Source organism: Mycobacterium sp. IS-1496, from assembly GCF_001499995.1.
Lineage (GTDB): Bacteria > Actinomycetota > Actinomycetes > Mycobacteriales > Mycobacteriaceae > Mycobacterium.
Genome location: NZ_LQIU01000023.1, coordinates 28,123 through 53,164, shown reverse-complemented (window position 1 = coordinate 53,164; position 25,042 = coordinate 28,123). Strand labels below are relative to the sequence as shown.

At 69.7% G+C, this 25,042-nt stretch carries 23 protein-coding genes; 11 read left to right on the top strand and 12 right to left on the bottom strand.

Features of this window, described 5'->3' with window-relative positions; genetic code table 11:
- Window positions 1–17: 17 nt before the first annotated feature.
- The 3 genes from AU195_RS13410 to AU195_RS13400 are packed head-to-tail and all read right to left on the bottom strand — an operon-like array spanning window position 18 to window position 3,174.
- Window positions 18–1,007 carry a transketolase family protein gene (locus tag AU195_RS13410; RefSeq protein ID WP_059159560.1) on the bottom strand — a complete coding sequence of 330 codons (990 nt, stop codon included), beginning with the start codon at window positions 1,005–1,007 and terminating at the stop codon, window positions 18–20.
- The gene (locus AU195_RS13405; protein ID WP_059159559.1) at window positions 1,004–1,837 is read right to left on the bottom strand and encodes a transketolase; all 834 of its coding nucleotides are present in this window, start codon (window positions 1,835–1,837) and stop codon (window positions 1,004–1,006) included. Before AU195_RS13405 ends, AU195_RS13410 begins: the two co-directional genes overlap by 4 nt.
- On the bottom strand, window positions 1,837–3,174 hold the full coding sequence (locus tag AU195_RS13400) for an MFS transporter (RefSeq protein WP_059159718.1): 1,338 nt from the start codon (window positions 3,172–3,174) through the stop codon (window positions 1,837–1,839). Before AU195_RS13400 ends, AU195_RS13405 begins: the two co-directional genes overlap by 1 nt.
- Before the next feature lie 198 nt (window positions 3,175–3,372).
- Between AU195_RS13400 and AU195_RS13395 the strand changes: the two genes are divergently transcribed.
- Together AU195_RS13395 and AU195_RS13390 are read left to right on the top strand one after the other, a co-directional pair.
- Window positions 3,373–4,206, top strand: coding sequence for a sugar phosphate isomerase/epimerase family protein (locus AU195_RS13395; RefSeq protein ID WP_059159717.1), 834 nt, complete (start codon window positions 3,373–3,375; stop codon window positions 4,204–4,206).
- A 9-nt stretch (window positions 4,207–4,215) separates the two neighbouring features.
- A complete protein-coding gene (locus AU195_RS13390; RefSeq protein ID WP_059159558.1) occupies window positions 4,216–4,983 on the top strand; it encodes an SDR family NAD(P)-dependent oxidoreductase in 768 nt (255 codons plus the stop codon).
- Here the strand turns inward: AU195_RS13390 and AU195_RS13385 are convergent.
- The 3 genes from AU195_RS13385 to AU195_RS13375 form a co-directional block, all read right to left on the bottom strand.
- The gene (locus tag AU195_RS13385; protein ID WP_059159557.1) at window positions 4,958–6,409 is read right to left on the bottom strand and encodes an FAD-dependent oxidoreductase; all 1,452 of its coding nucleotides are present in this window, start codon (window positions 6,407–6,409) and stop codon (window positions 4,958–4,960) included. The genes AU195_RS13390 and AU195_RS13385 overlap by 26 nt on opposite strands.
- Entirely contained in the window at window positions 6,406–6,813 is a 408-nt protein-coding gene (locus AU195_RS13380) for a hypothetical protein (protein WP_059159556.1), read from the bottom strand. The genes AU195_RS13385 and AU195_RS13380 overlap by 4 nt, the downstream gene beginning before the upstream one ends.
- A gap of 112 nt (window positions 6,814–6,925) precedes the next feature.
- Complete coding sequence (locus tag AU195_RS13375) at window positions 6,926–8,752, bottom strand: acyl-CoA dehydrogenase (RefSeq protein WP_059159555.1); 1,827 nt, start codon at window positions 8,750–8,752, stop codon at window positions 6,926–6,928.
- Between the two features lie 241 nt (window positions 8,753–8,993).
- On the opposite strand from AU195_RS13375, the gene AU195_RS13370 reads away from it, so the two are divergent.
- Window positions 8,994–9,944 carry a methylenetetrahydrofolate reductase gene (locus AU195_RS13370; RefSeq protein ID WP_059159554.1) on the top strand — a complete coding sequence of 317 codons (951 nt, stop codon included), beginning with the start codon at window positions 8,994–8,996 and terminating at the stop codon, window positions 9,942–9,944.
- Window positions 9,941–10,696: a class I SAM-dependent methyltransferase gene (locus AU195_RS13365; protein ID WP_059159553.1), complete on the top strand. Its 756-nt coding sequence runs from the start codon at window positions 9,941–9,943 to the stop codon at window positions 10,694–10,696. Before AU195_RS13370 ends, AU195_RS13365 begins: the two co-directional genes overlap by 4 nt.
- Here AU195_RS13365 and AU195_RS13360 read toward each other — a convergent pair.
- Together AU195_RS13360 and AU195_RS13355 are read right to left on the bottom strand one after the other, a co-directional pair.
- Complete coding sequence (locus AU195_RS13360) at window positions 10,682–12,280, bottom strand: GTPase family protein (RefSeq protein ID WP_059159552.1); 1,599 nt, start codon at window positions 12,278–12,280, stop codon at window positions 10,682–10,684. The two genes, AU195_RS13365 and AU195_RS13360, sit on opposite strands and share 15 nt — an antisense overlap.
- Window positions 12,277–13,944 carry a dynamin family protein gene (locus AU195_RS13355; RefSeq protein WP_286149233.1) on the bottom strand — a complete coding sequence of 556 codons (1,668 nt, stop codon included), beginning with the start codon at window positions 13,942–13,944 and terminating at the stop codon, window positions 12,277–12,279. The genes AU195_RS13360 and AU195_RS13355 overlap by 4 nt, the downstream gene beginning before the upstream one ends.
- A 92-nt stretch (window positions 13,945–14,036) precedes the next feature.
- Here AU195_RS13355 and AU195_RS13350 point away from each other — a divergent pair, with 92 nt between their 5' ends.
- Window positions 14,037–14,675, top strand: coding sequence for a DUF4396 domain-containing protein (locus tag AU195_RS13350; RefSeq protein WP_286149232.1), 639 nt, complete (start codon window positions 14,037–14,039; stop codon window positions 14,673–14,675).
- Window positions 14,676–14,795: 120 nt separating this feature from the next.
- Window positions 14,796–15,263 carry a hypothetical protein gene (locus AU195_RS13345; RefSeq protein ID WP_059159551.1) on the top strand — a complete coding sequence of 156 codons (468 nt, stop codon included), beginning with the start codon at window positions 14,796–14,798 and terminating at the stop codon, window positions 15,261–15,263.
- A gap of 4 nt (window positions 15,264–15,267) precedes the next feature.
- On the opposite strand, the gene AU195_RS13340 is transcribed toward AU195_RS13345, so the two are convergent.
- Window positions 15,268–16,239: an NADPH:quinone oxidoreductase family protein gene (locus AU195_RS13340; protein WP_059159715.1), complete on the bottom strand. Its 972-nt coding sequence runs from the start codon at window positions 16,237–16,239 to the stop codon at window positions 15,268–15,270.
- Between the two features lie 43 nt (window positions 16,240–16,282).
- Here AU195_RS13340 and AU195_RS13335 point away from each other — a divergent pair, with 43 nt between their 5' ends.
- Window positions 16,283–17,380: an NAD(P)-dependent alcohol dehydrogenase gene (locus AU195_RS13335; protein ID WP_059159550.1), complete on the top strand. Its 1,098-nt coding sequence runs from the start codon at window positions 16,283–16,285 to the stop codon at window positions 17,378–17,380.
- A gap of 31 nt (window positions 17,381–17,411) precedes the next feature.
- Window positions 17,412–18,380, top strand: coding sequence for an alpha/beta fold hydrolase (locus tag AU195_RS13330; RefSeq protein ID WP_172800566.1), 969 nt, complete (start codon window positions 17,412–17,414; stop codon window positions 18,378–18,380).
- Here the strand turns inward: AU195_RS13330 and AU195_RS13325 are convergent.
- On the bottom strand, window positions 18,377–19,729 hold the full coding sequence (locus tag AU195_RS13325; protein WP_059159548.1) for a flavin monoamine oxidase family protein: 1,353 nt from the start codon (window positions 19,727–19,729) through the stop codon (window positions 18,377–18,379). The genes AU195_RS13330 and AU195_RS13325 overlap by 4 nt on opposite strands.
- Window positions 19,730–19,757: 28 nt before the next feature.
- Here AU195_RS13325 and AU195_RS13320 point away from each other — a divergent pair, with 28 nt between their 5' ends.
- The 3 genes from AU195_RS13320 (at window position 19,758) to AU195_RS26195 (ending at window position 22,787) form a co-directional block, all read left to right on the top strand.
- Window positions 19,758–20,741, top strand: coding sequence for a TIGR03617 family F420-dependent LLM class oxidoreductase (locus AU195_RS13320; protein WP_059159714.1), 984 nt, complete (start codon window positions 19,758–19,760; stop codon window positions 20,739–20,741).
- Window positions 20,742–20,786: 45 nt separating this feature from the next.
- On the top strand, window positions 20,787–22,268 hold the full coding sequence (locus AU195_RS13315) for a flavin-containing monooxygenase (RefSeq protein WP_059159547.1): 1,482 nt from the start codon (window positions 20,787–20,789) through the stop codon (window positions 22,266–22,268).
- Between the two features lie 171 nt (window positions 22,269–22,439).
- Window positions 22,440–22,787, top strand: a complete 348-nt coding sequence (locus AU195_RS26195) for a hypothetical protein (protein WP_286149231.1) — start codon at window positions 22,440–22,442, stop codon at window positions 22,785–22,787.
- Here the strand turns inward: AU195_RS26195 and AU195_RS13305 are convergent.
- Window positions 22,771–23,907: an Rv3169 family protein gene (locus AU195_RS13305; RefSeq protein WP_059159545.1), complete on the bottom strand. Its 1,137-nt coding sequence runs from the start codon at window positions 23,905–23,907 to the stop codon at window positions 22,771–22,773. The genes AU195_RS26195 and AU195_RS13305 overlap by 17 nt on opposite strands.
- Window positions 23,907–25,031, bottom strand: coding sequence for a phosphotransferase family protein (locus AU195_RS13300; protein WP_059159544.1), 1,125 nt, complete (start codon window positions 25,029–25,031; stop codon window positions 23,907–23,909). Before AU195_RS13300 ends, AU195_RS13305 begins: the two co-directional genes overlap by 1 nt.
- Between the last annotated feature and the right edge of the window lie 11 nt (window positions 25,032–25,042).

Sequence of the window (25,042 nt, the reverse complement as noted above, 5' to 3'; positions counted from 1 at the left end):
GCTGTCGACATCAAATGCTACAGCCGGGCACGTACCGTGGCCACGATCTGCGCGGTCGACAGGCCGTATCGGTCGTGCAGCGTCGGCAGAGCGCCGGCCGCGAGGAACTCGTCGGGCAGCGCGACAGGGGTGATCGATCTGCCGACTCCCCGCCTCACCGCGGCCGATGCCACCGTCTCGAAAAGGCCGCCGACGACGGTGTGGTTCTCGCACGTGAGTATTAGACGGTCGGTGTCGACCTGCGCGAGAACGGTTTCGGTGTCGAAGGGTTTGATCGTCGGGGTGTGCACCACGGCCACGTCGACGTTGTCGCCGGCCAACCGCTCCGCGGCCTGCAGCGCGCGCATCGTCATCAGGCCCGACGAGATCAGCACGACGTCGTTGCCGCCGCGCAGCACCTTCGCCTTACCGAGCTCGAAGCGGTAGTCGTACTCGTCGAGCACCGTCGGCACGTTGCCGCGCAGCAGCCGCAGATAGGTGGGTCCGGGATGGTCGGCCAGCTGTGGGACGGCTTGTTCGATGTCGACCGAATCGCAGGGGTCGACGATCGTCAGGTTCGGCATTCCCCGGAAAATCGCGATGTCCTCGGTCGCCTGGTGCGACGGACCGTATCCGGTCGTGAGGCCGGGCAACCCGCCGACGACGTTGACGTTGAGATTCGGTTCGGCGATGTCGAGGCAGATGAAGTCGTAGGCGCGGCGGGCGGCGAACACCGCGTACGTCGACGCGAACGGCACCAAACCCGTCTCGGCCATCCCCGCGGCCGCCCCGAACAGCAACTGCTCGGCCATCCCCATCTGGAAGAACCGCCCGGGGAACGCCTTCGCGAAGATGTGCATATCGGTGTACTTGCCCAGATCCGCGGTCAGGCCGACGATCCGGTCGTTCTCCTGGGCGGCGCGGACCAGTGCGTGACCGAACGGTGCTGGTGCGGTCTTCTGGCCCGGGTCGGCGAACGACGCGATCATCGCCGACGTCTTGAGCTTCTGTGGCGCAACGGATGTCATGCGGGCACTCCTCGGAAACCTTCGGTGAGCTGATCGCGGCAGATCTGCCACTCGTCAGCGTCGATGCGCATGAAGTGCGCTTTCTCTCTGTTCTCCAGCAGCGGCACACCGCGGCCGATCCTGGTGTCGCACAGGATGACCGACGGGCGGTCGGCCTCGGCGGCGATGCGGTCGAAGGCCCCCAGCAATTGCTCGACGTCGTTGCCGTCGACACGCTGGACGTACCAGCCGCACGCCGCCCACTTGTCGGCGACGGGTTCGGTGCGCAGCACCCCGGCGGTGGGCCCGTCGGCCTGCAGCGCGTTGATGTCGACCATGGCGATCAGGTTGCCGAGCCGATGGTGGGAGGCGCCCATCGCGGCCTCCCACGTCGACCCCTCGTCGAGCTCCCCGTCGGACAGGAAGTTGATCACCCGCGCCGGCGAGCCCTGATGCCGTAGTCCGAGGGCCATCCCGACCGCCACCGTCAGACCGTGGCCCAGCGACCCGCCGGAGATCTCCATACCCGGTGTGTAACTGGCCATTCCGGACATGGGCAGCCGCGAGTCGTCCGACCCGTAGCTCTCCAGTTCCTCGACCTCGACGATGCCGGCCTCCGCGAGGGCCGCATACAGGCCGATGGCGTAGTGCCCGGTCGAAAGCAGGAACCGGTCGCGTCCCTCCCAGTGAGGGTCGTCCGCTCGGTAGTTGAGCTGATCGACGTAGACGGTGGCGAGCATGTCGGCGGCTCCCAGTGCCTGGCCGACATAGCCCTGGCCCTGGGCCTCGCCCATGTTGAGGGCGTGGTGACGCATCCGGTAGGCAGCGTCGGCCACTCGTTGAGCCCGCATCACGCGGCCAGCGCGTGTGACTGGGCGTCGACGGCCTTGTCGGCGGCCTTGCGTTCGGCGGGACCCCATGTCTCGCGCGTCGCGAGTGCGGCCCACAGTCCGATCGCGGCGTAACCGGAGAACAGCAGCGCCGGACCCACCCAGCCGAACCCCTCGTACAGCAGGGTGGTGATGAACGGCGTGAAGCCGGAAACCATGGCCGAGATCTGGTAGGCCAGTGACGCCCCCGAGGCGCGGGTGTTGGCGGTGAACAGCTCGGGGAACCAGGCGCCCTGCGCGCCGGCGAGCGCGTTCTGGCAGACGCCGTACGAGACGGCGAAGGTGGCGATGATGAGCAGCATCAGACCGGTGTTCACCAGGACGAACATCAGCACGCCGAACGGAATCGCGAACGCGCACACGCCGATGTAGACGGGGCGGCGGCCGATCCGGTCGGTCAACCGGGCCCACGCCATCGTCGCGAAGATCCCGAGGAACGAGGCGATGCACAGCGCCACAAGGGTTTCCGTGGCGGTGGCAACGCCCGCGCTCTTGAGGTAGCTGATCATGTAGGTGATGGAAACGGCGTAGCCGGCCGTCTCCGCGATGCGCAGGCCGATACCGCGCACGATGTTGCGCCAATCCTTCTTGACGACCTCGACGATCGGCGCCTTGACGACCTTGCCCTCGTTCTTGACGTCCTCGAAGACCGGGGACTCGGGAACCTTGGCACGGATGACCAGGCCGACCATGACGAGCACGATGCTCGCGAGGAACGGTACGCGCCAGGCCCAGTCGCCGCCGAGGTGAACGCTGACCAGGAAGACCAGGTTGGCCAGCAGCAGTCCGACCGGGAACCCGGCCTGCACGATGCCGGTGTAGCGGCCCTTCTGCTTCCACGGCGCGTGTTCGTAGCTCATCAGGATCGCGCCGCCCCATTCGGCACCGAACGCCAAGCCCTGGATGATGCGGACGGTCACCAGAAGGATCGGGGCGAGGACGCCGACCGCGGCGTAGGTGGGCAGCAGGCCGATCGCGAAGGTGGCCAGGCCCATGACGATGAGCGAGGCGACCAGCACGGGCTTGCGGCCGACCTTGTCGCCGAGGTGACCGCCGATGATGCCGCCGAGCGGACGAGCGGCGAAGCCGACACCGAGCGTGGCGAAGGCGGCGAGCGTTCCGGCGACCGGACTGGAGTTGGGAAAGAAGGCGGTGCCGAAGTAGAGGGCGGCCGCGGTGCCGAACCCGATGAAGTCGTAGGTTTCGATCACTGCGCCGACACCGGAACCGATCGCGACCCGCTTGGCATCCGGTGTGCCGTTCACCGGGCCTCGCATCGTCAGAGCGTCATCGCTCATGGTGGTCATCCTTTCAAATGCTGCGCTAGCTGGTCTTGCAACCGGCGATCCACATCACTGTCGACGGTCAACAGTGCGATACGTCTCCTAGTGTGACCACGCGCACACCTCACTGTCAACAGTCAACACGCTGTGGATGTTGTGAGTTGACTGTTAACAGTCAACGCAGCTAGTGTGGTCACCATCACAGGAGGTGACATGACCCCGACAACGCTCCACTCGCGTCTCGGCTGCTCGACGATCAGCTTTCGGCACCAGGCCCTACCGCAGGCTCTGGAGACCATCGCCGGCCTGGGCTTCACCGAGATTGACCTCGGTGCGCTCCCCGGCGTCTGCGACCACGTGCCCTACGTCCTCGATGAGTCCGCCGTCGCCGACGTCGCCGCGGTGGTCGCAGCCTCAGGGCTCCGCGTGCGGTCCATCAACGGCGACGTCGGAGACCTCAACGCCGCGTTGACGCCGGCCGAACAGCGGGCCCGCACGCGCCACCTGGACATGCTCATCGCACTCGCCGCGGGGACCGGCGCCCGGGCGGTGGTGCTGCCCTGCGGCGCGCTCAGCCACGAACCGCTGCGCTCACTCGACGAGGACCTGGACCGGGTCGCCGACGGACTCGTCGCAGCCGCACATGTGGCCGCCGCCGGACGCGTCGAGCTGTGGACCGAGTCATTGCACTTCCATCGCCTGTGCTGCGACGTCGATCGGGCGCATGCGCTCACGAACCGCTTCGGACCGGAGGTGGGCATCGTGATGGACTTCAGCCACATCGTGGCCTCCGGTGCGGACCCCGTCGACTTCGTCGACCGGTTCGGGCCCCGCATCGCCCACGTCCACATCCGCGACGCGGTGCCCGGCAACATCAATTTCTCGGTCGGCAACGGCGCGGTGGATTTCGCCCGGGGGCTCAAGGCCCTCGCCGACGCCGGCTATCACGGGCATTTCTCGCTGGAACTCGAGACGCGCGACATCACCCATGACGAACGCCCCGCCGCGGCGATCCGCGCCGGGCGCTTCATTTCCGAACTGATCTGAGGAGACCCCATGCAGAACAAGACCGCCGTCATCACCGGAGCCACCTCCGACAAGGGCATCGGCATGGCCGTCGCCGAGCGCTACGCCCGCGAGGGCTGGGCCGTCGTGGTCCTCGACCTCGACGGGGAGAAGTCGGCGAAGGTGGCCGCCGAGATCGGCAACCGGTACGCGGTGCCGGCGTTCGGCCACGCCGTCGACGTGACCTCCGAGGACTCGGTCACCGCGGCGTACGACGCCGTCGCCGCCGAAGTCGCCTCGGGGAACCTGCCCCCGGTCGGCGCGCTGGCCAACATCGCCGGGATCACTTCGCCCGTCCCGTTCCTGGAGACGACGCTCGAGCTGTGGAACAAGGTGATGGCCGTCAACGCCACCGGTACCTATCTCGTCTCCAAGGCCTTCCTGCCCGCCATGGTCGACCAGGGCTGGGGCCGCATCGTCAACATGTCGTCGGTGTCCGCGCAGCGCGGCGGCGGGGTGTTCGGCAAGGTGCCGTATTCGTCGGCCAAGGCCGCGATCCTGGGCTTCACCAAGTCACTGGCGCGCGAGATCGCCGACACCGGCGTGACGGTCAATGCCGTCACACCAGGTGCCGTCGACACCAACATCCGCGTCGGCTCCACCGACGAGCAGGAAGCCAGGCTGGCCGCCGACATCCCCGTGGGTCGCACCGCCACCACTGACGAGGTGGCCGCGGTCATCACGTTCCTGTCCAGTCAGGACGCCGGCTACCTGACCGGGACGACCGTGGACATCAACGGCGGGAGCCACATTCACTAAGGCTCGCCGTCAGCGGCAGCGCAGCTGCCCATTCTTCGTCCGCCGAGTCGCCGGCCCACGCGATGTAGCCGTCGGGGCGCACCAGCACGGCCGGGCCGTCGTCGCTGCGTTCGGCCTGCTGTCCGTCGAACGAGTCCACGACGGCGGCACCTCTTTCGCGGACGAGCACGAAACCCGGTCTGCGGAGTAGTTCGGTGAGCCGTCCCCCGGACAACGGGATCTGGGTGGCACGGGTACCGACCAGACCGGTGCCGGGGTAGCGCAGGCCGGTTCCGGCGAAACTGCCCGCCACGGTGTCACGAATCGCCGGAATCCGAAGCAGCCCCGGCGCCAACAGGTTTCGGAGCCACCGCGCCGCCCGTGGGCGCAGCGTGATGCCCCGCGCCATCAGCCCGGACTGCCGCAGCACCCGTCGGCCGATCGGATGCCGTTCGGCGTGGTAGGTGTCGAGAAGGGCATCGGCCGCGCCGGCGAGGACCGCGTCGATCTTCCACGCGAGGTTTGCCGCGTCCTGGATGCCGGTGTTCATGCCCTGCCCGCCCATGGGGGAGTGCACATGCGCGGCGTCGCCGGCCAGGAACACGCGCCCGTGTCGGTACTGCGTGACCTGCCTTTCGTCGCAATGGAAGCGCGACGTCCAGCTGACATCCACCAGGCCCGGGTCGGCGCCGAACGCCCGCGCGAGCACCCGGCCGACCTCGGCGCCGTCGGCGGGCACGTCGTCGGGAACCTGATGGTGGCGGTCCCACACCATGGCCCGATACCAGGACTCGTCGGTGTCGCGGCGGTCGTAGGGGGCCAGGAATCCGAGCGCGTCGCGGGTGCTGCCCACGGTGAGACCCCTGCCGGCGGGGCCGTCGGCCAGCTTGACGTCGGCCAGAACGAGCGAGGACAGGATGGTCTTCCCCGGGAAGTCGACACCCAGCAGCGTGCGCACCGCGCTGTGGGCTCCGTCCGCGCCGACGACATAACCTGCGCGCCAGTGCAAGTCGTCTGCGGACTCCGGCGTCCGGGCGGTGACCGTCGCACCGTCGGCGTCCTGATCGATGCCCACGACCTCCACGCCCCGACGAATCGCGGCGCCGTGGTCCCGCGCGTAGCCCTCGAGGGCCCTGTCGATGTTGGTCTGCGGCGTGACCAACACGAACGGATACGGCGAGTCCAGGTGGCCGAGGTCGATCCGCGCGCCGGCGAAGAGCGACACCCCCGGCGCCCGGTGCCCGCGCGCGATCAGGTCGTCGGCGAGGCCCCGTGCGTCGAGAACCTCCAATGTCCGCGCCATGGTGGCGAACGCCCGGCTCGACGGGTTCGGCGCGGGGCGCTTCTCGAGCACCACGACGGTGCGGCCGGCGCGCGCGAGATCCCCCGCCGCGGTCAGGCCGGTCGGCCCGGCGCCGACGATGACGACGTCGACCGTGGCGGTCACCGGAGTTCCCCCTCCGGGTCGGGGTAGTACCGGCGGATGTCGTCCGGGGTGGCCTTGGCCTCGCGGTTGAAGACGAACCGACAGCCGGGCTGGCTGACGTGGGCCGCGTTCACGATCGCCTCGAACAACAGGGTGTTGCCTGCGACCAGGCGCACCCCGGCGCCGATCAGCACCGCGTCATAGTGCCTGGCGCTCAGCCAGATCCGGGCCTTGTCGGCTCCCGCATCGCCGAAGCCGATCAGGCAGTTGTCGACGCGGTATCCGGCGGCGCGCAGCTCGTCGACGTTTCTGTCGTTCGCGGCGCGCAGCGTCTCCTTCGACAGGTTCGGGAACTGGGCGAAGTCCGGAGAGGAGTAGTCGATCAGCTCGGGGTCGAGCCCGATCTGGATGGCGGTGACGGTCATCGCGGAATCCCCCGACAGGTAAGTCAACAAGTGTTGACAACGACGGTAGGCGGGGCGCGGCGTCGTGTCAACAAGTGTTGACAACGGCGGTGTATAGGTGGCCGCGCAGCGCTCAGAACGCGGCGTCGGGGACCTCCATCAGGCCCAGATCGATCGATTCCACGGCGCCGCGCAGCGCCGTGAGGTGGGGGAGAACGTTCGCCGCGAAGAACGCCGCGGTGGCGATCTTGCCTCGGTAGAAGGGTTCATCCGGCAGATGGTGGGCCAGGGCCTTCTGCGCCGCGTCCGCCTGCACGAGCAACCTCCAGCCGATGAGCAGGTCGCCGACGGCAAGCAGGTACGGCACCGACTGCATGCCGATCTTGTAGATCTGCGGCGGATGCTCGGACGCCGAGAGCAGGTAGCCGGTGAGCGCGGTCGTCATCGCCTGCACGTCTTCCAGTGCGATGCGGACGCTTTCGGCCTGCTTCTTCAGGCCGGTGTCGGCCGTGTCGACGGTGTGGCTGATCTGAGACGTCACATGCGCCAGCGCCGCGCCGCCGTCGCGGACGACCTTGCGGAAGAAGAAGTCGAGGGCCTGAATGGCGGTGGTGCCCTCGTAGAGCGAGTCGATCTTGGCGTCGCGGACGTACTGCTCGATGGGGTAGTCCTGCAGGTAACCGGATCCGCCGAGGGTCTGGAGTGACTCGGTGAGGATGCTGTAGGCCCGCTCCGAGCCGACACCTTTGAGGATCGGCAGCAGCAGATCGTCGACGCGGTGGGCCATTCCGGGATCCGCACCCGAGACATGCTGTGCCACATCGGCGTTCTGGTGAGCGGCCGCATACAGGTACAGGGCCCGCAGCCCTTCGGCATACGCCTTCTGCGTCATCAGGCTGCGGCGCACGTCGGGATGCCTGATGATGGCGACCCGCGGCGCGGTCTTGTCGGTCATATGCGTCATGTCGGCGCCCTGCACTCTGGCCTTCGCGTAGGCGAGTGCGTTGAGGTAGCCGGTCGACAGTGTGCCCGCCGATTTGACGCCGATGGTCATCCGGGCGTGCTCGATGACGGTGAACATCTGCGCGATGCCGTTGTGGACGTCGCCGACGAGGTACCCGACAGCCGGTATGCCGTGCGCACCGAAGGTGAGTTCGCATGTGGGCGAGGACTTCAGGCCCATCTTGTGTTCCAGCCCGGTCGCGAAAACGCCGTTACGCGGTCCGAGTTCGAGCGTATCGGGATCGAAGAGATACTTCGGCACGTAGAACAGGCTCAGTCCCTTGGTGCCCGGCCCGGCGCCCTCCGGTCGGGCCAGCACCAGGTGGAAGATGTTCTCGGCGGAGTCCCCGACATCGCCGCCGGAGATGAAGATCTTGACGCCCTCGATGTGCCAGGTGCCGTCCGGTTGCGCTGTCGCCCGGGCACGACCCGCGCCGACGTCGGAACCCGCGTCGGGCTCTGTGAGCACCATGGTGGCAGCCCAGCCGCGTTCCAGCCCGCCTGCGGCCCAATGCCTTTGCTGTTCAGTGCCCTCGACGGCGAGCGCCTGGGCCATGGTCGGCCCGAGGGCCCAGAAGAACGCTGCCGACGGGTTCGCGCACACCAGCATCTCCTGGATCGCCCAGGCCAGCGCGGCGGGAGCGGGAACGCCGCCGATCTCCTCGGCGAGGCCGACGCGCCACCATTCGGCGGCCTTGACCGCCCGCACCGATGCGGCCAGGGGCGGAGGTACCGACACGGTGTGGGTCACGGGGTCGAGCACCGGTGGATTGCGGTCGGCATCGGCGAACGAGTCGGCGAGCGGGCCCTCCGCCAGTCGGGCCACCTCGTCGAGCATCGTCCGGGCCGTTTCCTCGTCGAGGTCGCCGTAGCCACCGGAGTCGAGGATCTCGCCGAGGCTCAGCACCTCGAAGAGGTTGAACGCGATGTCGCGCACGTTGGCGATGTAGTGGCCCATGGGTCATCCCCGATCCTGCGAGATGGGGATAAGTGTCGGTGACCACGGAAGACGTACGCAACCGTAACCTACGGTGACGCAACCGAAGGGTCCCAGGTCGCGCCAGGGCGCTGTGATGCAGATCACATTGGCCGTGGGTCGCGCCCGCTCCGCTTGGGATCCCCACCCGCCGGGTACAGGCGTGCGAACACATGACTGCGGAGGGGTGGCGTTGTCGACGGACCTGCACTGTCCCAAACGCATGGAGTTCGGCCCCTGCGGCGGTGTCCGGCCCGACGGGCAGTGCGAGATGCGCGACGGCCCCTGTGCGTTCCCCGATGTCGTGCCGTGGTCGGGCGTCGAACCGGCACCGCGTCCGGCGCAGGCCCCGCTGGTGCTCACCGACTTCAGTTGCGCACCGTTCGACGAGTCCGACGTCGCGGCGACCGCCGCCATCCTGGCGCAGTCGTGTGACGCCGTGCTGGTGGGCGAGCACCAGAACCGACCGGATTTCCCACCCACTCTGATGGGCCGCCTGCTGCTCGAAGCCGGGGTGACGCCGTGGATCACCCTGTCGTGCCGCGACCGCAACCGCGTGGTCCTCGAGCAGGAGCTGCGCGGTCTGCGCACGCTCGGGGTCGGCACCGTGCTCTGCGTGACCGGTGACGGCCGCGGCTACGACGTGCGGCCGGACGTCACCCAGACCTTCGACCTCGACGGCCCCCGCCTGGTGTCGCTGGCCGCGTCGGTCGGCATGGTGCCTGCCGTCCCGGAGACGCCGACCGCACCGCCGGTGCATGCCCGGCCGGCCCGCCTGGTCGAGAAACAGCGGGCCGGAGCGAGCCTCGCCGTGCTCAACCACGTGCCGTTCCCCGAGTCCATCGCCGAGTTCATGACCACGGCAGGGGCGGCCGGATTGTCGATTCCGGTGATCGCCGCGGTGGCGGTGTTCACCGACGTGGTGTCCGCCGCGGTCCTGCAGGGGCTGCCGGGCCTCGAACTCGACCAGTCGGTGGTCGACGAGGTCCTCGGTGCCGCCGATCCGGTGGCGGCCGGCATCGCGGCCGCCGTCGCCGAGGCGCGGGCGCTGCTGTCGATCGACGGTGTCGAGGGCGTCAACGTCTCCGGACTGGCGTCCGCCTCGGGCACCCGGGTGGGCGCGGAGATCAAGGCCGAGGTCGGCCGGCTCGTCAAAGCTGAGGTGGGGGCATGACGGAAGCGATGGACGCCGAATTCGACACGGTCGCCGAGTGGACGGCGCAGGTCGCCGCGGACCTGGGCCCGGACTACTACATCCCGGCCGGGTGCCGCGGCAGCGGCAGCCCGGCCGCCCTCGACTGGCTCATCGAGCAGTTGCAGTTGACGTCGGACGATTCGCTGCTCGACTGCGGGGCCGGTGTCGGCGGACCGGCCGCCTATGCCGCGGAAGCGGTGTCGCTGCGACCCCTGCTCGTCGAACCGGAGGCGGGCGCCTGCCGCGCCGCGCGAACCCTGTTCGGGTATCCCGTGATCCGTGCGGTCGGGTCGGCGCTGCCGCTGGCCGATGCCAGCGTCGACGCCGCCTGGTCGCTGGGCGTGCTGTGCACGACCCCGCACCAGCTCGAGCTGCTCTCCGAGATGCGCCGCACCGTGCGGCCGCCGGGCCGCATCGCGCTGCTCGCCTTCGTCTCGCGTGAGCCTTTGTTGACCAAACAGCCCGAGGGCAACCACTTCCCGGCGCGCGCAGAACTCATCGAGCTGATCGCCGGGGCCGGCCTCCGGATCGAGAAATGGCGCAGCACAGCCGATCTTCCCGCCATCCCGCAGGGATGGACCGACCGCGTCGACGCGGTCACCGACGCGCTCGCCGAGCGGCACGGGGAATCGCGGGCCTGGCAGCTGGCCGAACGGCAGAGCGGCCGGATCGCCGACCTGCTGGCCGAAGGCGCCGTCACGGGCGAGATGCTGGTGCTACGGCACGCGTGAGTGTCCGCGACTGATCCCGGACACGGCCGCCGACAGCTGCCCGTAGCGCTCCAGCTCCGTTCGCAGCGGCGCCAACACCAGTTCCTCGGCGACCCCGTCGACGCGTCGGTGCAACTCGGAGGCCACCTTCCGTCGCCGCCGCGCCGCACCCACTGCCACGAACGGCCGCACGAGGATTCGTAAGGCGAGTCCGAGGGCGAGCCCGCCCAGGAGCAGGACCGTCGGCAGCGCGAACGGACCGAGCGACGGAGCGTCCAGGTCGATCTGCAGGTACGCCAGCACGGCGAGCGCGCCCAGCCACACGCCTCCCGCGACGGCCACCGCGACGAGCAACCACTGCAGCGCCCCCACCAGCCGCCACCAACGCGGTGGCCGGGTCATCCCGAGATCGGCCCCGCCGACCGCCCGGTCGAGGGCGTCGGGGACCGATTCGGTGTGAGATCGCGCCGCCTCCCGCATGATTCGCGGCCACGGTGCGGGCAGCTGGTCCGACGCGGTGTCGGCCAGCGCGCGCACTGCGCTGTCGACGCCGGCGCGCGACGCAGCGGACCCCGAGGGCATCGACGTCCGCCGCAGGATCTCGCGCTGGGTGTCGGGGGCGTCGAGACCGAGACGGCGCAACGGATCCGGGCGGAGCTTGGGGATCCAGCGCACCGGCGGCCATCCCGTCGCGGCCAGACCGCGGCGGGTGTGGGCCCGGCCGACGGCGTCGACCACGGTGGGGACCGCCGCCGCACCGGCGAGGGCGTCGCGCAGATGCCGCTCGGCGTCCCGCAGAGCGGGTTGGGAGCCACGCGCGGGCACCAGCGGTGTGAGCCGGGCGGCCATCGCGTCGAGATCCGCGCTCACCCGAGCCGTCCTGGCCCGGTGGTCGGCCACGGTCGAGACGAGGAACTCGTGCAGTTCCGAGGCGCCGTCCGGTTTCACGGCGGAGGTGGCCAGTACCGGCACGCCGGTGAGGCCGTCCTCCGCGAGCAGTCGGTGCAGATCGTGCATGCACGATGCCAGATCGGGCAGGGCGAGTCGGTCGGCCTGGTTGAGCACGACCACCATCACCTCGCGGTGCGGCGCCAACGGACGCAGATACTCGTCGTGCAGCACGGCGTCGGCGTACTTCTGCGGGTCGAGCACCCAGACGAACGCGTCGACGAGCCGGATCAGCCGATCGACCTCGGCGCGGTGCGCCGCCTCGATGGAGTCGTGGTCGGGCAGATCGAGCAGGACGAGCCCGGACAGGTGTGGGTTGGCCGAGTCGCCGCCGGCCTGGCGGTTCCGAATCTCCAACCAGTCGAGGAGTTCCGTGGCGGGCGACGGTCCGAAGACGACGGCCTGTGTGGCAGACGTGGTCGGCCGCCGGATGCCCACCTGGGCCAACGGCGCGCCCGCCATCGCGTTGAACAACGACGACTTGCCGCTCCCGGTCGCACCCGCCAACGCCACGACGGTGTGCTCGCCGGACAACCGCAACCGGGTTCCGGCCCGCGCGTCGAGGTTGTGGACCTCGGCGAGCACGTCCTCGGGCAGCCGGCCGGCACCGAGCTCCGCCACCGACGACAGCGCGGCCAGCCGTTCGACGAGGCTCATTGCAGCACCGCGGCAACGTGATTCGCGGCCGCCCGCAGGTCGTCACCGCTCACCGCCGACGCCGCCGAGTCCAGTATCCAGTGATACCGCCCGGAATCCTCGGCCAACAACTGGCCGACGCGGGCGAGGAGTTCGTCACGCGCCTGGCGGGCCAGTCCGCGCACGGCCTGCTCGCCGAAGATCGCCTCCAGCACCTTCTGACTGGCCACGGTCGTCCCGCCGGCGACCGCGATCTCGGCACCGGTCAACCCGGCCGTCTGGCTGAACACGGCCAGCATCACGACCAGCCCCGCGCCGTTGACGCCGTAGGACGCCAACCGGGCCCCCGAGCGCTTCGACGCACCCTCGGTGCGGACGAGTTCGAGCACGAACCCCTCCCAATCGCGCACGAGCCGCTCGACGGCCTCGTGCAATCCCGGTGCGGGCCGGGCCAGTTCGTCGGTCAACAGCAGTGCGCCGGCCTGGTGCCGCGCCCAGCACGCGTAGGCCGCTTCGGCGGCGTCCTCGACCGCTGCGCGCACGACCGTGGCGATGCCGCTTTCCAGCGCCGACCCCAATTCCTCCACCGGGGTGGACCGGCCGGTGATCGCGGACACCATCCGGTCGCGGACGCGGCCGACGCGGGATTCCAGTCGGCGCAGGAACTCCCCGGTGCCGACCACGTCCTGCCAGCGCGCCAGCACCTCGCCGCGCAGCATCGCGCCGTCGCGGATCGCCTCGTCGACCCGTCCGAGGGCGCCGTCGTAGGACGACCGCACGCACGACTCCAACTGCGCGCGGACCTCGGCCTGTTCGTCGGCCGCACCGGCCAGGGCGTACGTTCGCGGGGCCAGGCTGCGCAGCGCACCGTCGAGGGTGTAGCGGACCACCGATGCCCGTTGCTCGGCGTCCGCGGTGAGCCCGCCGAGCCAGGCGCGGATCGGCGCGATCGACTTCTCCTTCAAGCGCCCGTTCCGAAGCGACTGCTCGGCGATCACGAACAGCGGCGCGCCGTTGAGCCCGCCCGCGGCGAGCATGTCCTGCAGATGGCTCGCCACGTCGTGGACGGCCTCCGGTGGGCAGCGGTCAAGAACGACGGCGATCGCCGTGCCCCGGTCCCGCGCTGTGTGCAGCAGGTGCCACGGGACGGCGTCGGCGTAGCGGGCCGCGGTGGTGAGGAAGATCCAGAGGTCCGCGGCGGCCAGCAACGTGGACGCGAGTTCGCGATTGCTGCTCACGACGCTGTCGATGTCCGGGGCGTCGAGCAGCGCGAGGCCGGGTCCGATGCCCGGGTGGGGCGCCAACCGCAGCCCGTCCGGACCGGCCGACCGCGGTAGCTGCGGAAGGATCCGGTCGTCGGTGAACCACTGCAGATCCGTCGGATGGCACACGATCACCGGGCCGCGGGTGGTCGGACGCAGGACGCCCGACTGGCTCACGTCGGCGCCGACCAGTGAGTTGATCAGCGTCGACTTGCCCGCGCCCGTCGACCCGCCGACCACCGCAAGCAGCGGGGCGTCGATACTGCGCAGCCGCGGGATCAGGTAATCCGAGAGCTGCCCGCTCAGCTGCCTGCGGTCGCGGTCCGCGGGCCATGCCGACGGCGCGGGGAGGGGGAACGTGGTGCGCTCGAGCGCCGCGCCGAGGGCGACCACCGCATCGAGGAGAGCCGTGGCCGCCGTCATCCCTTCAGCGTGCCTCACTCGGCCGTCGAGCGGACTGCTTTGACCGACCGGAACCCTTGCCGCATATACCCCCTGGGGGTATGGTGCGGGCTATGCACACACACGACCGCCACGACGCCGAGGGCAGCGTCAACACCATGGCGCTCAGCGCGACACTGCACTGCCTCACCGGGTGTGCCATCGGCGAGATCCTCGGCCTGATCATCGGAACCGCCGCCGGGTTGAGCAATCTGGCCACCATCGGACTCGCCGTCGCGCTGGCCTTCCTGTTCGGCTACGCACTGTCGACGTTGCCGCTGCTCAGAGCCGGTCTCACGGTCGGCGCCGCACTGAGTGTGGTGCTGGCTGCCGACACCCTGTCGATCCTGACCATGGAGATCGTCGACAACCTCGTCATGGCAGCCATCCCCGGTGCGATGAACGCCGGGTTGGTCAACGCGGTGTTCTGGGTGAGCATGATGATCGCCCTCGGCGCGGCCTTCCTCGCCGCCTACCCGGTCAACCGTTTCCTGCTCCGCCGAGGTAAAGGCCATGCGCTGACCCACGAGTACCACCACGGCGCAACGCACCCCAGCGGTGCCCGCCGGTTCATCCCGTCGTTCGGCACGGGCGCCCTGGCCGCCGCGATCATCGCGTTCATGCTCGGCGGTCTGGTGGTGTCGATCGCCGACCAACTCGGCGCCTCCGACGCAGGCGCGCACGCGCAGGCGGTCCGCCACGACACGAATTGACGCCCGTGTTTGTCCAGCTCAGAGGCGGTGCGGGAAGGTTTATCGCGGGTGAAGCGGTTTGCATGAACGAGCGCAGGGGTAGAGACCCGTCAGACGCACAACATCGTGGAGCTGAGAGGTATGAGTGGAAGACACCGGTCCCCCGAACCGATGACCCGACACCGCACGACGAACTGGCCCGTTGTCTTGGGCGGCTCACTGTCGTTCGCCGTGGCCTCGGCAGGCGTCCTCGCCGGTGCGATCGTGCACTTCTCGTCACCCGAACCGGCCGCCCCCGCGCCGCAGGCGCCCCAGGCCGCAGACAGCGCACCGGTCACCCAGAACGGAACGGTCATCGCCGTGACCGCCGATTCGGTCACCACCCGTAGCGACGACGGCCTCATCCAGACCTACCGGCTCACGCCGGACACCTATGCCGTGACGGCCGATCGCCGGCAGCCCGCCAGCCCGGCGGCGTCGTTCGCGGTCGACGATCGCGTATCGGTCTTCGCGACGGTGGAGGCCGGCCAGCAGGTCGCGACCGCGGTCGCCGACCAGGCCGCCGTCGGCCCGGACGGTCCGCCGATGGACTACCTCGCCGCCTCCTGAGCGCTCACCGCAGGGTGATGACGACTTTGCCCTTCGCGGTCCGGTCCTCCAGCGCCGCAATCGCTTCCGCGGCCCGTTCGAGCGGGTAGACATCGGGTTGTGGCGCCGACACCGCGCCGGAGGCCAGCAGCGGCTCGAGTTCGTCCCACTGTTCGCGCACATAGCCGGGATGCGCGAATGTCCAGGCGCCCCAACCCACTCCGACGACATCGACGTTGTTGAGCAGCAGCCGGTTCACCTTCACCGTGGGAATGTCACCGCCGGTGAAGCCGATCACCAACAGGCGTCCGCCGGGGGCGAGGGAGCGCAGTGAGTCGGTGAACCGGTCGCCGCCCACCGGGTCGACCACGACGTCGACACCACGGCCGCCGGTCAGTTCCTTGACCGCATCCTTGAAACCGTCGGCCAGCACGACCTCGTCGGCGCCCGCGGCTCGCGCCACCGGGATCTTCTCCTCGGTGCTGACCACGGCGATGGTGCGCCCGGCGCCGAACGCCGGAGCCAAACGCAGTGTCGACGTGCCGATTCCGCCGGCGGCACCGTGGACGAGGACGGTCTCGCCCTGGGCCAGCCGACCACGGGTGCGCAGCGCGCAGTGCACCGTCAGATCGTTGAACAACAGACCCGCGCCCGCCTCGAACGAGACGGCGTCGGGCAGCGGGAACACCCGATCCGGCGCCAGCGCAACGACTTCGGCCATCCCGCCGGACAGCATCGTCAGACCCGCCACCCGGTCGCCCGCGGACACCCCCGAATCGGCAGGCGCGCTACGCACCACACCGGCGATCTCCGCGCCCGGCGTGAACGGCAGATCCGGCTTGTACTGATAGAGCCCCCGGGTGAGCAGCGCGTCCGGGAACGCCACCCCGGCGGCGTGCACGTCGATCAGCACCGAATCCGCGCCGTCGGGCTCGTCGACATCGACGACCTGGACCGAACCCGGACCGTCCAACTGGGCAATCTGAACCGCGCGCATGGTCGCCTTCCTTCCGTCGACGGGAACCATTTAACATCCCGGGGTGATCGACGCCCGTGCCGCGGTACTGCTCCGAGCCGGGGCAGACCCCACCCTGGCCGATGTGGTCATCCGGCCGCCCGTCGGCGACGAGGTCCTGGTCCGCATCGACGCGGTGGGCATCTGCCACACCGACGTCAGCGTGGCCGCCCGCTGGCCGGACAGACGCCTGCCCATGGTGTTCGGTCACGAGGGCGCGGGCACCGTCGTGGCCTGCGGACCCGAGGCCGACCTGCCCACCGGACAGCCGGTGGTGCTCACCTTCGCCAGTTGTGGCCGGTGCTCCTTCTGCGCGGCGGGACAGCCCGCGTACTGCGAACGATCCACCGAACACAACATGCGCGGCGACGGGGCGGGGGAGTCGAGCGCCCTGCGTTTGGACGGCCAACCCGTCGCCGGCGGCTTCTTCGGGCAGTCCAGTCACGCCACCTATGCCCTTGCGCGCCAACGCAACACCGTGGCCGTCGACGGCGATCTCGATCCGGCGCTGGCCGCACCGCTCGGGTGCAGCGTGCAGACCGGGGTCGGCACCGTCCTCAACGCCCTGGCCGCGGGTCCCGAGGACACCGTGGTCGTGTTCGGCGCCGGCGCGGTCGGCCTGTCCGCCGTGATGGGTGCGCGCATCGCCGGGTGCCGCGCCATCGTCGCCGTCGACCCGGTCGCGCGCCGGCGGGAACTGGCCGCAGAACTCGGTGCCACCGCGACCGTCGACCCCGCCGGCGACGGCGTCGCGGCCGCCGTACTCGACGTGACCGGTGGCGGTGCGCACGCCGCCGTCGACACCACCGCGGCGCCCGACGTGCTCTCCGCCGCGCTCACCGTGCTGCGCCCGCGCGGCGCGCTGGCACTCGTCGGACTCGGCGCGCCCGTCGCACCGCTGCCGGTCGGGCTGATCATGGGTCGGGGTCTGACGGTGCGCGGCGTCGTCGAAGGCGACAGCGAACCCCACGCCTTCATCCCGCGTCTGGTCGCCCTCACGAGGTCCGGCGAACTGCCGCTAGACCGGTTGGTCACGACCTTCCCGTTCGAGAACTTCGATGCCGCCTGGTCGGCCGCCAAATCCGGGCGCGTTATCAAGCCGGTGCTCGTCACCGAGAGCTAGGCTGTAAAACCCGGCGACGTTGCCGGCACTGATGGGAGCACCCGTGAGCGGCGTACGACCAACCACCCGATTCGCTGCCGCGCGGGCCTTGCCGCCGAGCCGGGTGGTCCCCGTGCGCTCGGTCGACGGGGTGCGGTTGCACACCGAGGTCTTCGGGCCCGACGACGCTCCGCCGGTCGTCCTCGCCCACGGCATCACCTGCGCGATCCGGGTCTGGGCCTATCAGATCGCCGACCTCGCGCGCGATCACCGGGTGATCGCCTTCGACCATCGCGGACACGGGCGCAGCGGGGTACCGCCGCGGCGCGGCAACTACAGCCTCGACTATCTGGCCGCCGACCTCGACGCGGTGCTCGACGCGACCGTCGCCCCCGGCGAGCGGGCGGTGGTCGCGGGTCACTCGATGGGCGGGATCGCCATCACGAGCTGGGCCGAACGCTTCCCCGAGCGGGTGGCGCAACGTGCCGCGGGCGTCGCGCTGATCAACACCACCACCGGAGACCTGCTGCGCGACATCCAGTTCCTCCCCGTGCCGCACCGGCTGTCGGCGACGCGGGTCCGCGCCGCAGGCACCGTGATCAAGACGTTCGGCGCGGCACCCCTGCTCGCCGCGGCGCACCGGCCGGGCCGCCGCTTCGTCTCCGAGCTGGCCGTCGGCCGTGCCGCCGACCCCGCGGTCGCCGCGTTCGTGTTCGAACTGTTCGCCGGCACACCCGCCGCGGGTCGGGGCGGCTGGGCCAGGGTCCTGGTCGAATCTCTGGGTCCGCGCCACATCGGCCTGGAGAACCTGCACGTGCCGACGCTCGTGATCGGCAGCGACAAGGACCGCCTGCTGCCGATCACCTCCGCGAAGCGGATCGCCCAGACGGTGCCCAACCTCGCGGCGTTCCTCGAGCTGACCGGCGGCCACTGCGCGATCCTGGAACGCCCGGACGAGGTCAACGGCGCCCTGCGCAACCTGGTGGAGTCCGTGAGCGCGCCGCGCCGCGCCACGTCCTAACGCGACAACCGCTCGTGCACCTCGGCGGCGGCCCGCTGCCCCGAGCGCACCGCACCGTCGAGGAAGCCCGTCCACCGGTCCGCGGTTTCGGTTCCCGCCCAATGGATTCCGTCGGCCGGTGTGCGCAGCCACTGACCGTACGCCGTCCACGCGCCCGGTGGCACCGCCGCTGTCGGGCCGCCCGGCGCGAATGCCTCGGCACCCCACAGGTGGTCGACGTAGTCGATCGGCGCCGCGGCCGCGTCGCCGAACAGCGCCGCGAACCCGGCGAGCGCACGGGTGCGGCGCTCCTCGGGCGAGAGTACGTCGAACGCGGCGGCGTCGGTGAACCCGAGAAGGATCCCGGGCCCGTCGTCGGACGGGCTGACGTCGAAGGTGATGAACACCGGCCCCTCGTCGGACAGGGCCTCACCCGAACAGCCGCCCTCGCGCCAGAACGGTCGGTCGTAGGCCGCGTAGGCCTTGCTCAACCGGCCCTGCGGCCAGTGTGCGGCCAGGTCGGTGTAGCCGGCCGGTAGCCGCGGCTCGAACGTGATCGCCTCGCGGTGGGCGGGCGCGATCGCGACGATCACCGCGCGCGCCGTCGTGCGGCCGGTGTCGGTGTGCACGTGCAGCGTCCCGTCGGCGTCGCGCTCCACACGGCGCACCGGCGCGCCGGTCCGGACCCGGTCGCCCAGCTCCGCGGCCATCCGGGATGCGATCTCCTGGACGCCGCCCGGGAAGCGGTCCTGCTGCGCGCCGCCCTCGACGTCGAGCATGCATCCGATACCGCCGGCCGCCTTGACGTAGCGCGCGGCGTGCAGCATCGACACGGCATCGGGTTCGCACCCCCATGTCACCCGCGACATGATCGCCATCAGGTCGCGGGTGGAGGCACTCGCGTGCACCGAGCGCAGCCACTGTTCGAGGCTGAGGTCGTCGAGCCGGTGCGCGCTCGCCGCGGTCCACGGCGCGGCGAGCGGGATCTGCTTGCACAGCCGTTCGAAGCGCCATTGGATGCGGCTGACGTCGAGCAGTTCGATGATCGACAGCCGCGGGACCGTGCTGCGGTAGGAGCGCACCCGCCCGCGCCAGCGGATGAGGTTCTTGCCGCGGCTGTACGTGCGGACGGTGTCGCAGCCCAGCTCGGCCGCCAGCGCGGTGACCGCGTCCTGGGTCGGGCCGATGAACGTGGCGCCCAGGTCGACGGGGATGCCCGCGACCGTCGTGGTGTACGCCCGGCCGCCGACCCGGTCGCGTCCTTCGAACACCACGACGTCGTGGCCGCGGCGGGTGAGTTCGCGGGCCGCCGTGAGCCCGGCGAACCCGGCCCCCACCACGACGACGTCGGCGCCGGCCGGTGCAGTCATCCGACTAGGCTCTCACGTCGTGCAGGTGATGACGGCGCTGTTCGGGCCGACAGATGCGATCGAACGGGTCCACGCCCTGCGCGAGGCGGGCGCCGCCGGGGTGTTCACCTTCGAGGGACCCCACGACGTGTTCACCCCGCTGACGCTCGCCGCGACGGCCGGCGGGCTGGACCTGATGACCAACGTCGCGATCGCGTTCCCACGCAATCCGATTCACCTCGCGCATCAGGCCGTCGACCACCAGATTCTGTCCGGCGGGCGGTTCACGCTCGGTCTGGGCACCCAGATCCGCACGCAGATCGAGAAACGGTTCGGCGCCGAGTTCGACCGTCCGGTCGCGCGGATGACCGAGTTGATCGGTGCGCTGCGGGCGATCTTCGCGACCTGGTCGACCGGGGAGCGGCTGGAGTTCCGCGGGGAGTTCTACCGGCACACGCTGATGACACCGAACTTCACGCCGCGCGGCAACACCTTCGGACCGCCGCCGATCTACGTGGGGGCGCTCGGCCCCCGGCTGACCAGGGCGACCGCCGAACACGCCGACGGGCTGCTGGTGATGCCGTTCGGCACCAAACGCTTCCTGCACGAATCGACGATGTCGGCGGTCGCCGATGGGCTCGCCGCCGCGGGACGCGATGCCGCGGAGTTCACCGTCGTCCCGGAGATCATCGTGTCCGTCGCCTCCGACCAGAATCCCGACCACGCCGCCACCCGACAGTTGCTGGCGTTCTACGGGTCGACGCCGGCCTACCGTCCGGTGCTGGACCTCCACGGGTGGGGCGATCTTCAGCCGGAACTGCATGCGATGTCCAAACAGGGCCGCTGGCAGGAGATGGCCACGCTCATCCCCGACGAGGTGCTGCACACCATCGCGGCGTGCGGCAGTCCGGTGGAGATCGCCGCGCACATCCGCGACCGGGTGGCCGGCGTTGCCGATCGCATCTGCCTCTATCAGCCCCGGCCGATCGACGTGGATTCGTTGGCCCAGATCGTCGACGCGCTGCGTGGGTGAGCCCTATGGTGGGGGTCGGTACGTAAGCGGACCAATGGAGGTTCCATGGGCAGCGTCGACGCTGATCACACCGATGTCTTGATCATCGGTGCCGGTATTTCGGGCATAGGCGCGGCCTACCGCCTGCAGGAGAGGAACCCGGGGCTGACGTACACGCTGCTCGAGCGCCGGGCGCGGATCGGCGGCACGTGGGATCTGTTCCGCTATCCGGGCATCCGCTCGGACAGCGACATCTTCACGCTGAGCTTTCCGTTCGAGCGGTGGACCAGGCCGGAGAACGTCGCCGACGGCGCCGACATCCGCGAATACCTGACCGCTACCGCCCGCAAGCACGGCATCGATCGCCACATCCGGTTCAACACCCACGTGCTGTCGGCGGACTGGGATTCGGCCACCGACACCTGGACCGTGCGCACCGAGCAGGACGGGCAACAGCGGACCTACTGCAGCAGGTTCCTGTTCTTCGGCACCGGCTACTACAACTACGACGAGCCGTACCGCCCCGTGTTCCCGGGCATCGAGAAGTTCGGCGGCGAGGTCGTGCATCCGCAGCACTGGCCGGAGTCCCTCGACTACGCCGGCAAGAACATCGTGGTGATCGGCAGCGGCGCCACCGCGATCAGCATGGTCCCCGCGCTGGCCCGCGACGCCGGCCGCGTCACGATGTTGCAGCGCTCGCCGACCTACGTGCTGTCGTCGCCGCGGATCAACCCGGTGGTGCAGGCCATCCGCAAGGTGTTCCCGGCGCGGATCGCCTTCCACCTCGTGCGGTTCTACAACCTGGCGTTCATCGTCTCCACTTATGCGCTGTCCCGGAAGGCGCCTCGCCTGGTGCGGCGGTTCATCCGCAGTCAGGCCGCCAAGACGCTGCCCGAGGGCTATCCGGTCGACGTGCACTTCAACCCGCGCTACGACCCGTGGGATCAGCGGATGTGCCTGAGCCTGGACGACGACCTCTATTCGGCGATCGCCGAGGGGCGGGCCGAGGTGGTGACCGACCACATCGACACGTTCGACGAGCACGGCGTTCTGTTGCGTTCGGGTGAGCGGATCGACGCCGACGTGATCGTCACCGCCACCGGACTCGAGTTGCAGGCCCTCGGCGGGATCACGCTGAGCATCGACGGTGCGGAGATCAAACCGCAGGACCGGTTCGTGTTCAAGGAGCACATGCTCGAAGACGTGCCGAACCTGGCCTGGTGCGTGGGCTACATCAACGCGTCGTGGACGCTGCGCGCGGACCTGACCGCGCGGGCATTCGCGCGACTGGTCGCGTTCATGGACGAGCACGGCTACACGCATGCCTACCCGCACCTCGGCGACAAGCCGATGGCGGAGAAGCCGGCGTGGAACATCAACGCCGGCTACGTCCAACGGGCACCGCATGCCCTGCCGAAGTCGGGCACGCACCGGCCGTGGAACGTGCGGCACAACTATGTGCTCGACGCGATCGACCACCGCTTCGACCGGATCGAGGAGTCGATGGTGTTCGGGCGCGTGCCGGCGCAGGAGCCCCAACCCGCCTGAACCCCCGCTGGCGGGCTTGATCGACACGTGTTGTCGGGACGGCGTTGGCGGGTGGTCGTCATCGGCGTCAACGTTTGTTGACGGGCTCTGTCAACACGTGTTGTCGGAAGCCGATCGCACAATGTCGTCAACAGCGTCATCACGTGCTGACGCGAGACGGCGGGAGGCCTGATGGAGCAAGCAAAGCCACCGTGGTGGGCGACCGACCCCGGCCTTGCGGAGGTCCTCCGCCGCTCGGGTGAGGAATTCGAGCGAGCGCTCGAATCGCATGCGCCCGAACCCGATTCGGATGCCACGGGAGTACCGGACAGATCTGACCCGGTGCTCATCGACATCTGGTCCGGGGCGGGCATACGCGCACTCGCCACAGCGCGCGATGATCTCGCCCGCGCCCGGGTCCGCTACGACGAAGCAGTGCTGACCGGCCGCGAGGTCGGCCTCTCCTGGGGTGAGATCGCCCGCATCCTCGGCGTGTCAAAGCAGCTGCTGCACCGCCGTTTCGCTAAGGGGCCAAGGTGAGCCAGTCGGCGAACCCCGATGGGTCGTGGCGGCCGAGCGCGCCGTGCTCGAACAGCCCCCACCCTTCGACGGTGCGGCCGTTGACCGAACAGGTCGCCCGGCCGACGTGGTCGATCACGCCGAACATCGCCCGTCCCGACACCGACGGGTCGCTCAGGTCGTAATCACGTCGCTCGGTGAACTTCTCGCCCTTCCACACTCCGTGCAGCCAATCGGCGTCACCGCCGTAGCCGCCGCCGATGTGGATGGGCACCGGCAGCTTGGACTCCACGTCGAACACGATCGGGGAGCCGTCACCCGTCGTGGCTTCGATGGTCGCGCCGTAGGGGATTCGTGTTCCGGACGTGTAGTGGATCTTCACCCTCGGCCACCCCAACTGCTCGACGCGCCCGTCGCGCCACACCCTGGTGCAGTCGTTGAGTGAGCGGAAGCCGCTGGGGTCCTCCTGGATGATCAGCACGATCGCGAAGTCGTCGAACGCCATCGGGACGTACAGCCACCACATGCCTTCGAAGGGCGGATCGGCCGGGCGGCCGGCGGGTTCGGCCTCGCCGATCGGCCGGATGCCCCACGACCGGTCGCGGCTGCCGATCCACGTCTGTGGGTCGACCGCGATCTCCTCACCGTCGAGCAGGATTCGTCCGCTCCAGGCGCCCACCTGGGCGAACCGCTGCGCGTCCAGGGTGACCCGGTTACCGGTCCGCATGATGTGCGGCTGTTCCTGCACGACGTCGAACAGGCCCTCCCAGGTCAGATCGACCGCGACACCCTCGGTTTCGTCCATCACGATGCGCAGTTTGCGCAGCGGTTCGATGACCTCCACGCGGTAGTTGCCGACGTGCTGGTTCAACCGGTCCTGGTCGATTCCGTCCGACAGATGCACGGCGGTGTGCGTGTCGCCCAGCAGGCCCTTCTCGCCGCCGCGCCGGGACACCAGCACGAAGGCGTCCTTGACGCCGAGGTTCGGGTAGTAACCGATGCCGGTGATCAGGAAGATGTCGCCGCTTCGGTCGTGGGCGTTGAAATAGGAACGGTCGTAGAAGTTCCGGTCCGAGGACCCCGGCCACGCGATCGGCTGCGGGATCTGGTGTACCGGGAATTCGTCCATGGGTCCGAGCATTACGCATCCTCTCCGATGAGGCGGCGCAGCAGCGCGCCGTGATAGAACAGCGATTCGACGTCGGTGGGCTGTTCGATCTCGCCGAACCGCACACGGCGCGCACTGGTGCGCATGAACACGCATGCCCAGATGGTCCCGGCGTACACGAAGAACCAGTGCAGGTCGTCGAGTTGCACGCCGGTCAGGTCGGCGTAGGTGGCTTTCACGTCCTCCTCACGCATGAAGTGCGGCATGCCCTCGAGCCCTGCCAGACCGGTGAGCTCCTGGAACACCATGTGCGAGAACACCATCCAGGCCACGTCCATCTCGCGCGGGCCGAGCGTGGCCATCTCCCAGTCCAGCACGGCGACCGGCCGGAAATCGCGGTAGAGGACGTTGCCCACGCGGCTGTCGCCCCACTGGAGGACAGGGTCGGTCGCGGCGACGTCGGCCGGCCAGTGCGCCTCCAACCACTCCAGCGCCCGCTCGACGAGTGCGGCGCGGCCGATGTCGGCGGCGGCGAACTCGTACCAACCCTTGAGCCAGTCGAGGTTTCGGCGCAGCGCGTTGTCCGTGGAGCCACCCGCGAGGAAGCCGAACGTGGTCAGCGGGTCGGGGATGGAGTGCAACTTCGCGAGCACTTCGACGGTGCTGTCCTGCAGTCGGCGTTGCTGTTCGGGGGTGGCGTCGTAGAGCCAGTTGCCGCCGAAGGTGTAGGGCATGATGTCGGGCGGCACCACGCCGTCGATGTGCTCCATGAGGAAGAACGGCGCACCGAGGACCTCGCCGGTCGGCTCCAGCCACCGCACCGGCGGGACGGGTACGTCGGTCAACTCGGCCACCAACCGCAGGAGCTCGAACTGGTGGTCCATCTGGTACTCCGAGAACACCGGTACGTCCTCCGCGGTCGGGGCGACGCGGGCCACGAAGCGCTGCGGTGTGCCGTCGAGGACGACGGTCAGCACGATGGTCTCCGAACTCATCCCGTTGGCGTCGATACCACTCTCGACACGCACTTCGGGCGCGGCACCGTCGGGCAGGTGGGTGGCCAGCCAACGCGACATGATCTCGGGAAGCGCGGCGACGTCGCGGCTGGAGTGTTGGAGGCGGCTGACGTCCGTCTCGACCGTCGGTTCAGGTGTCATGCGATCTTCCT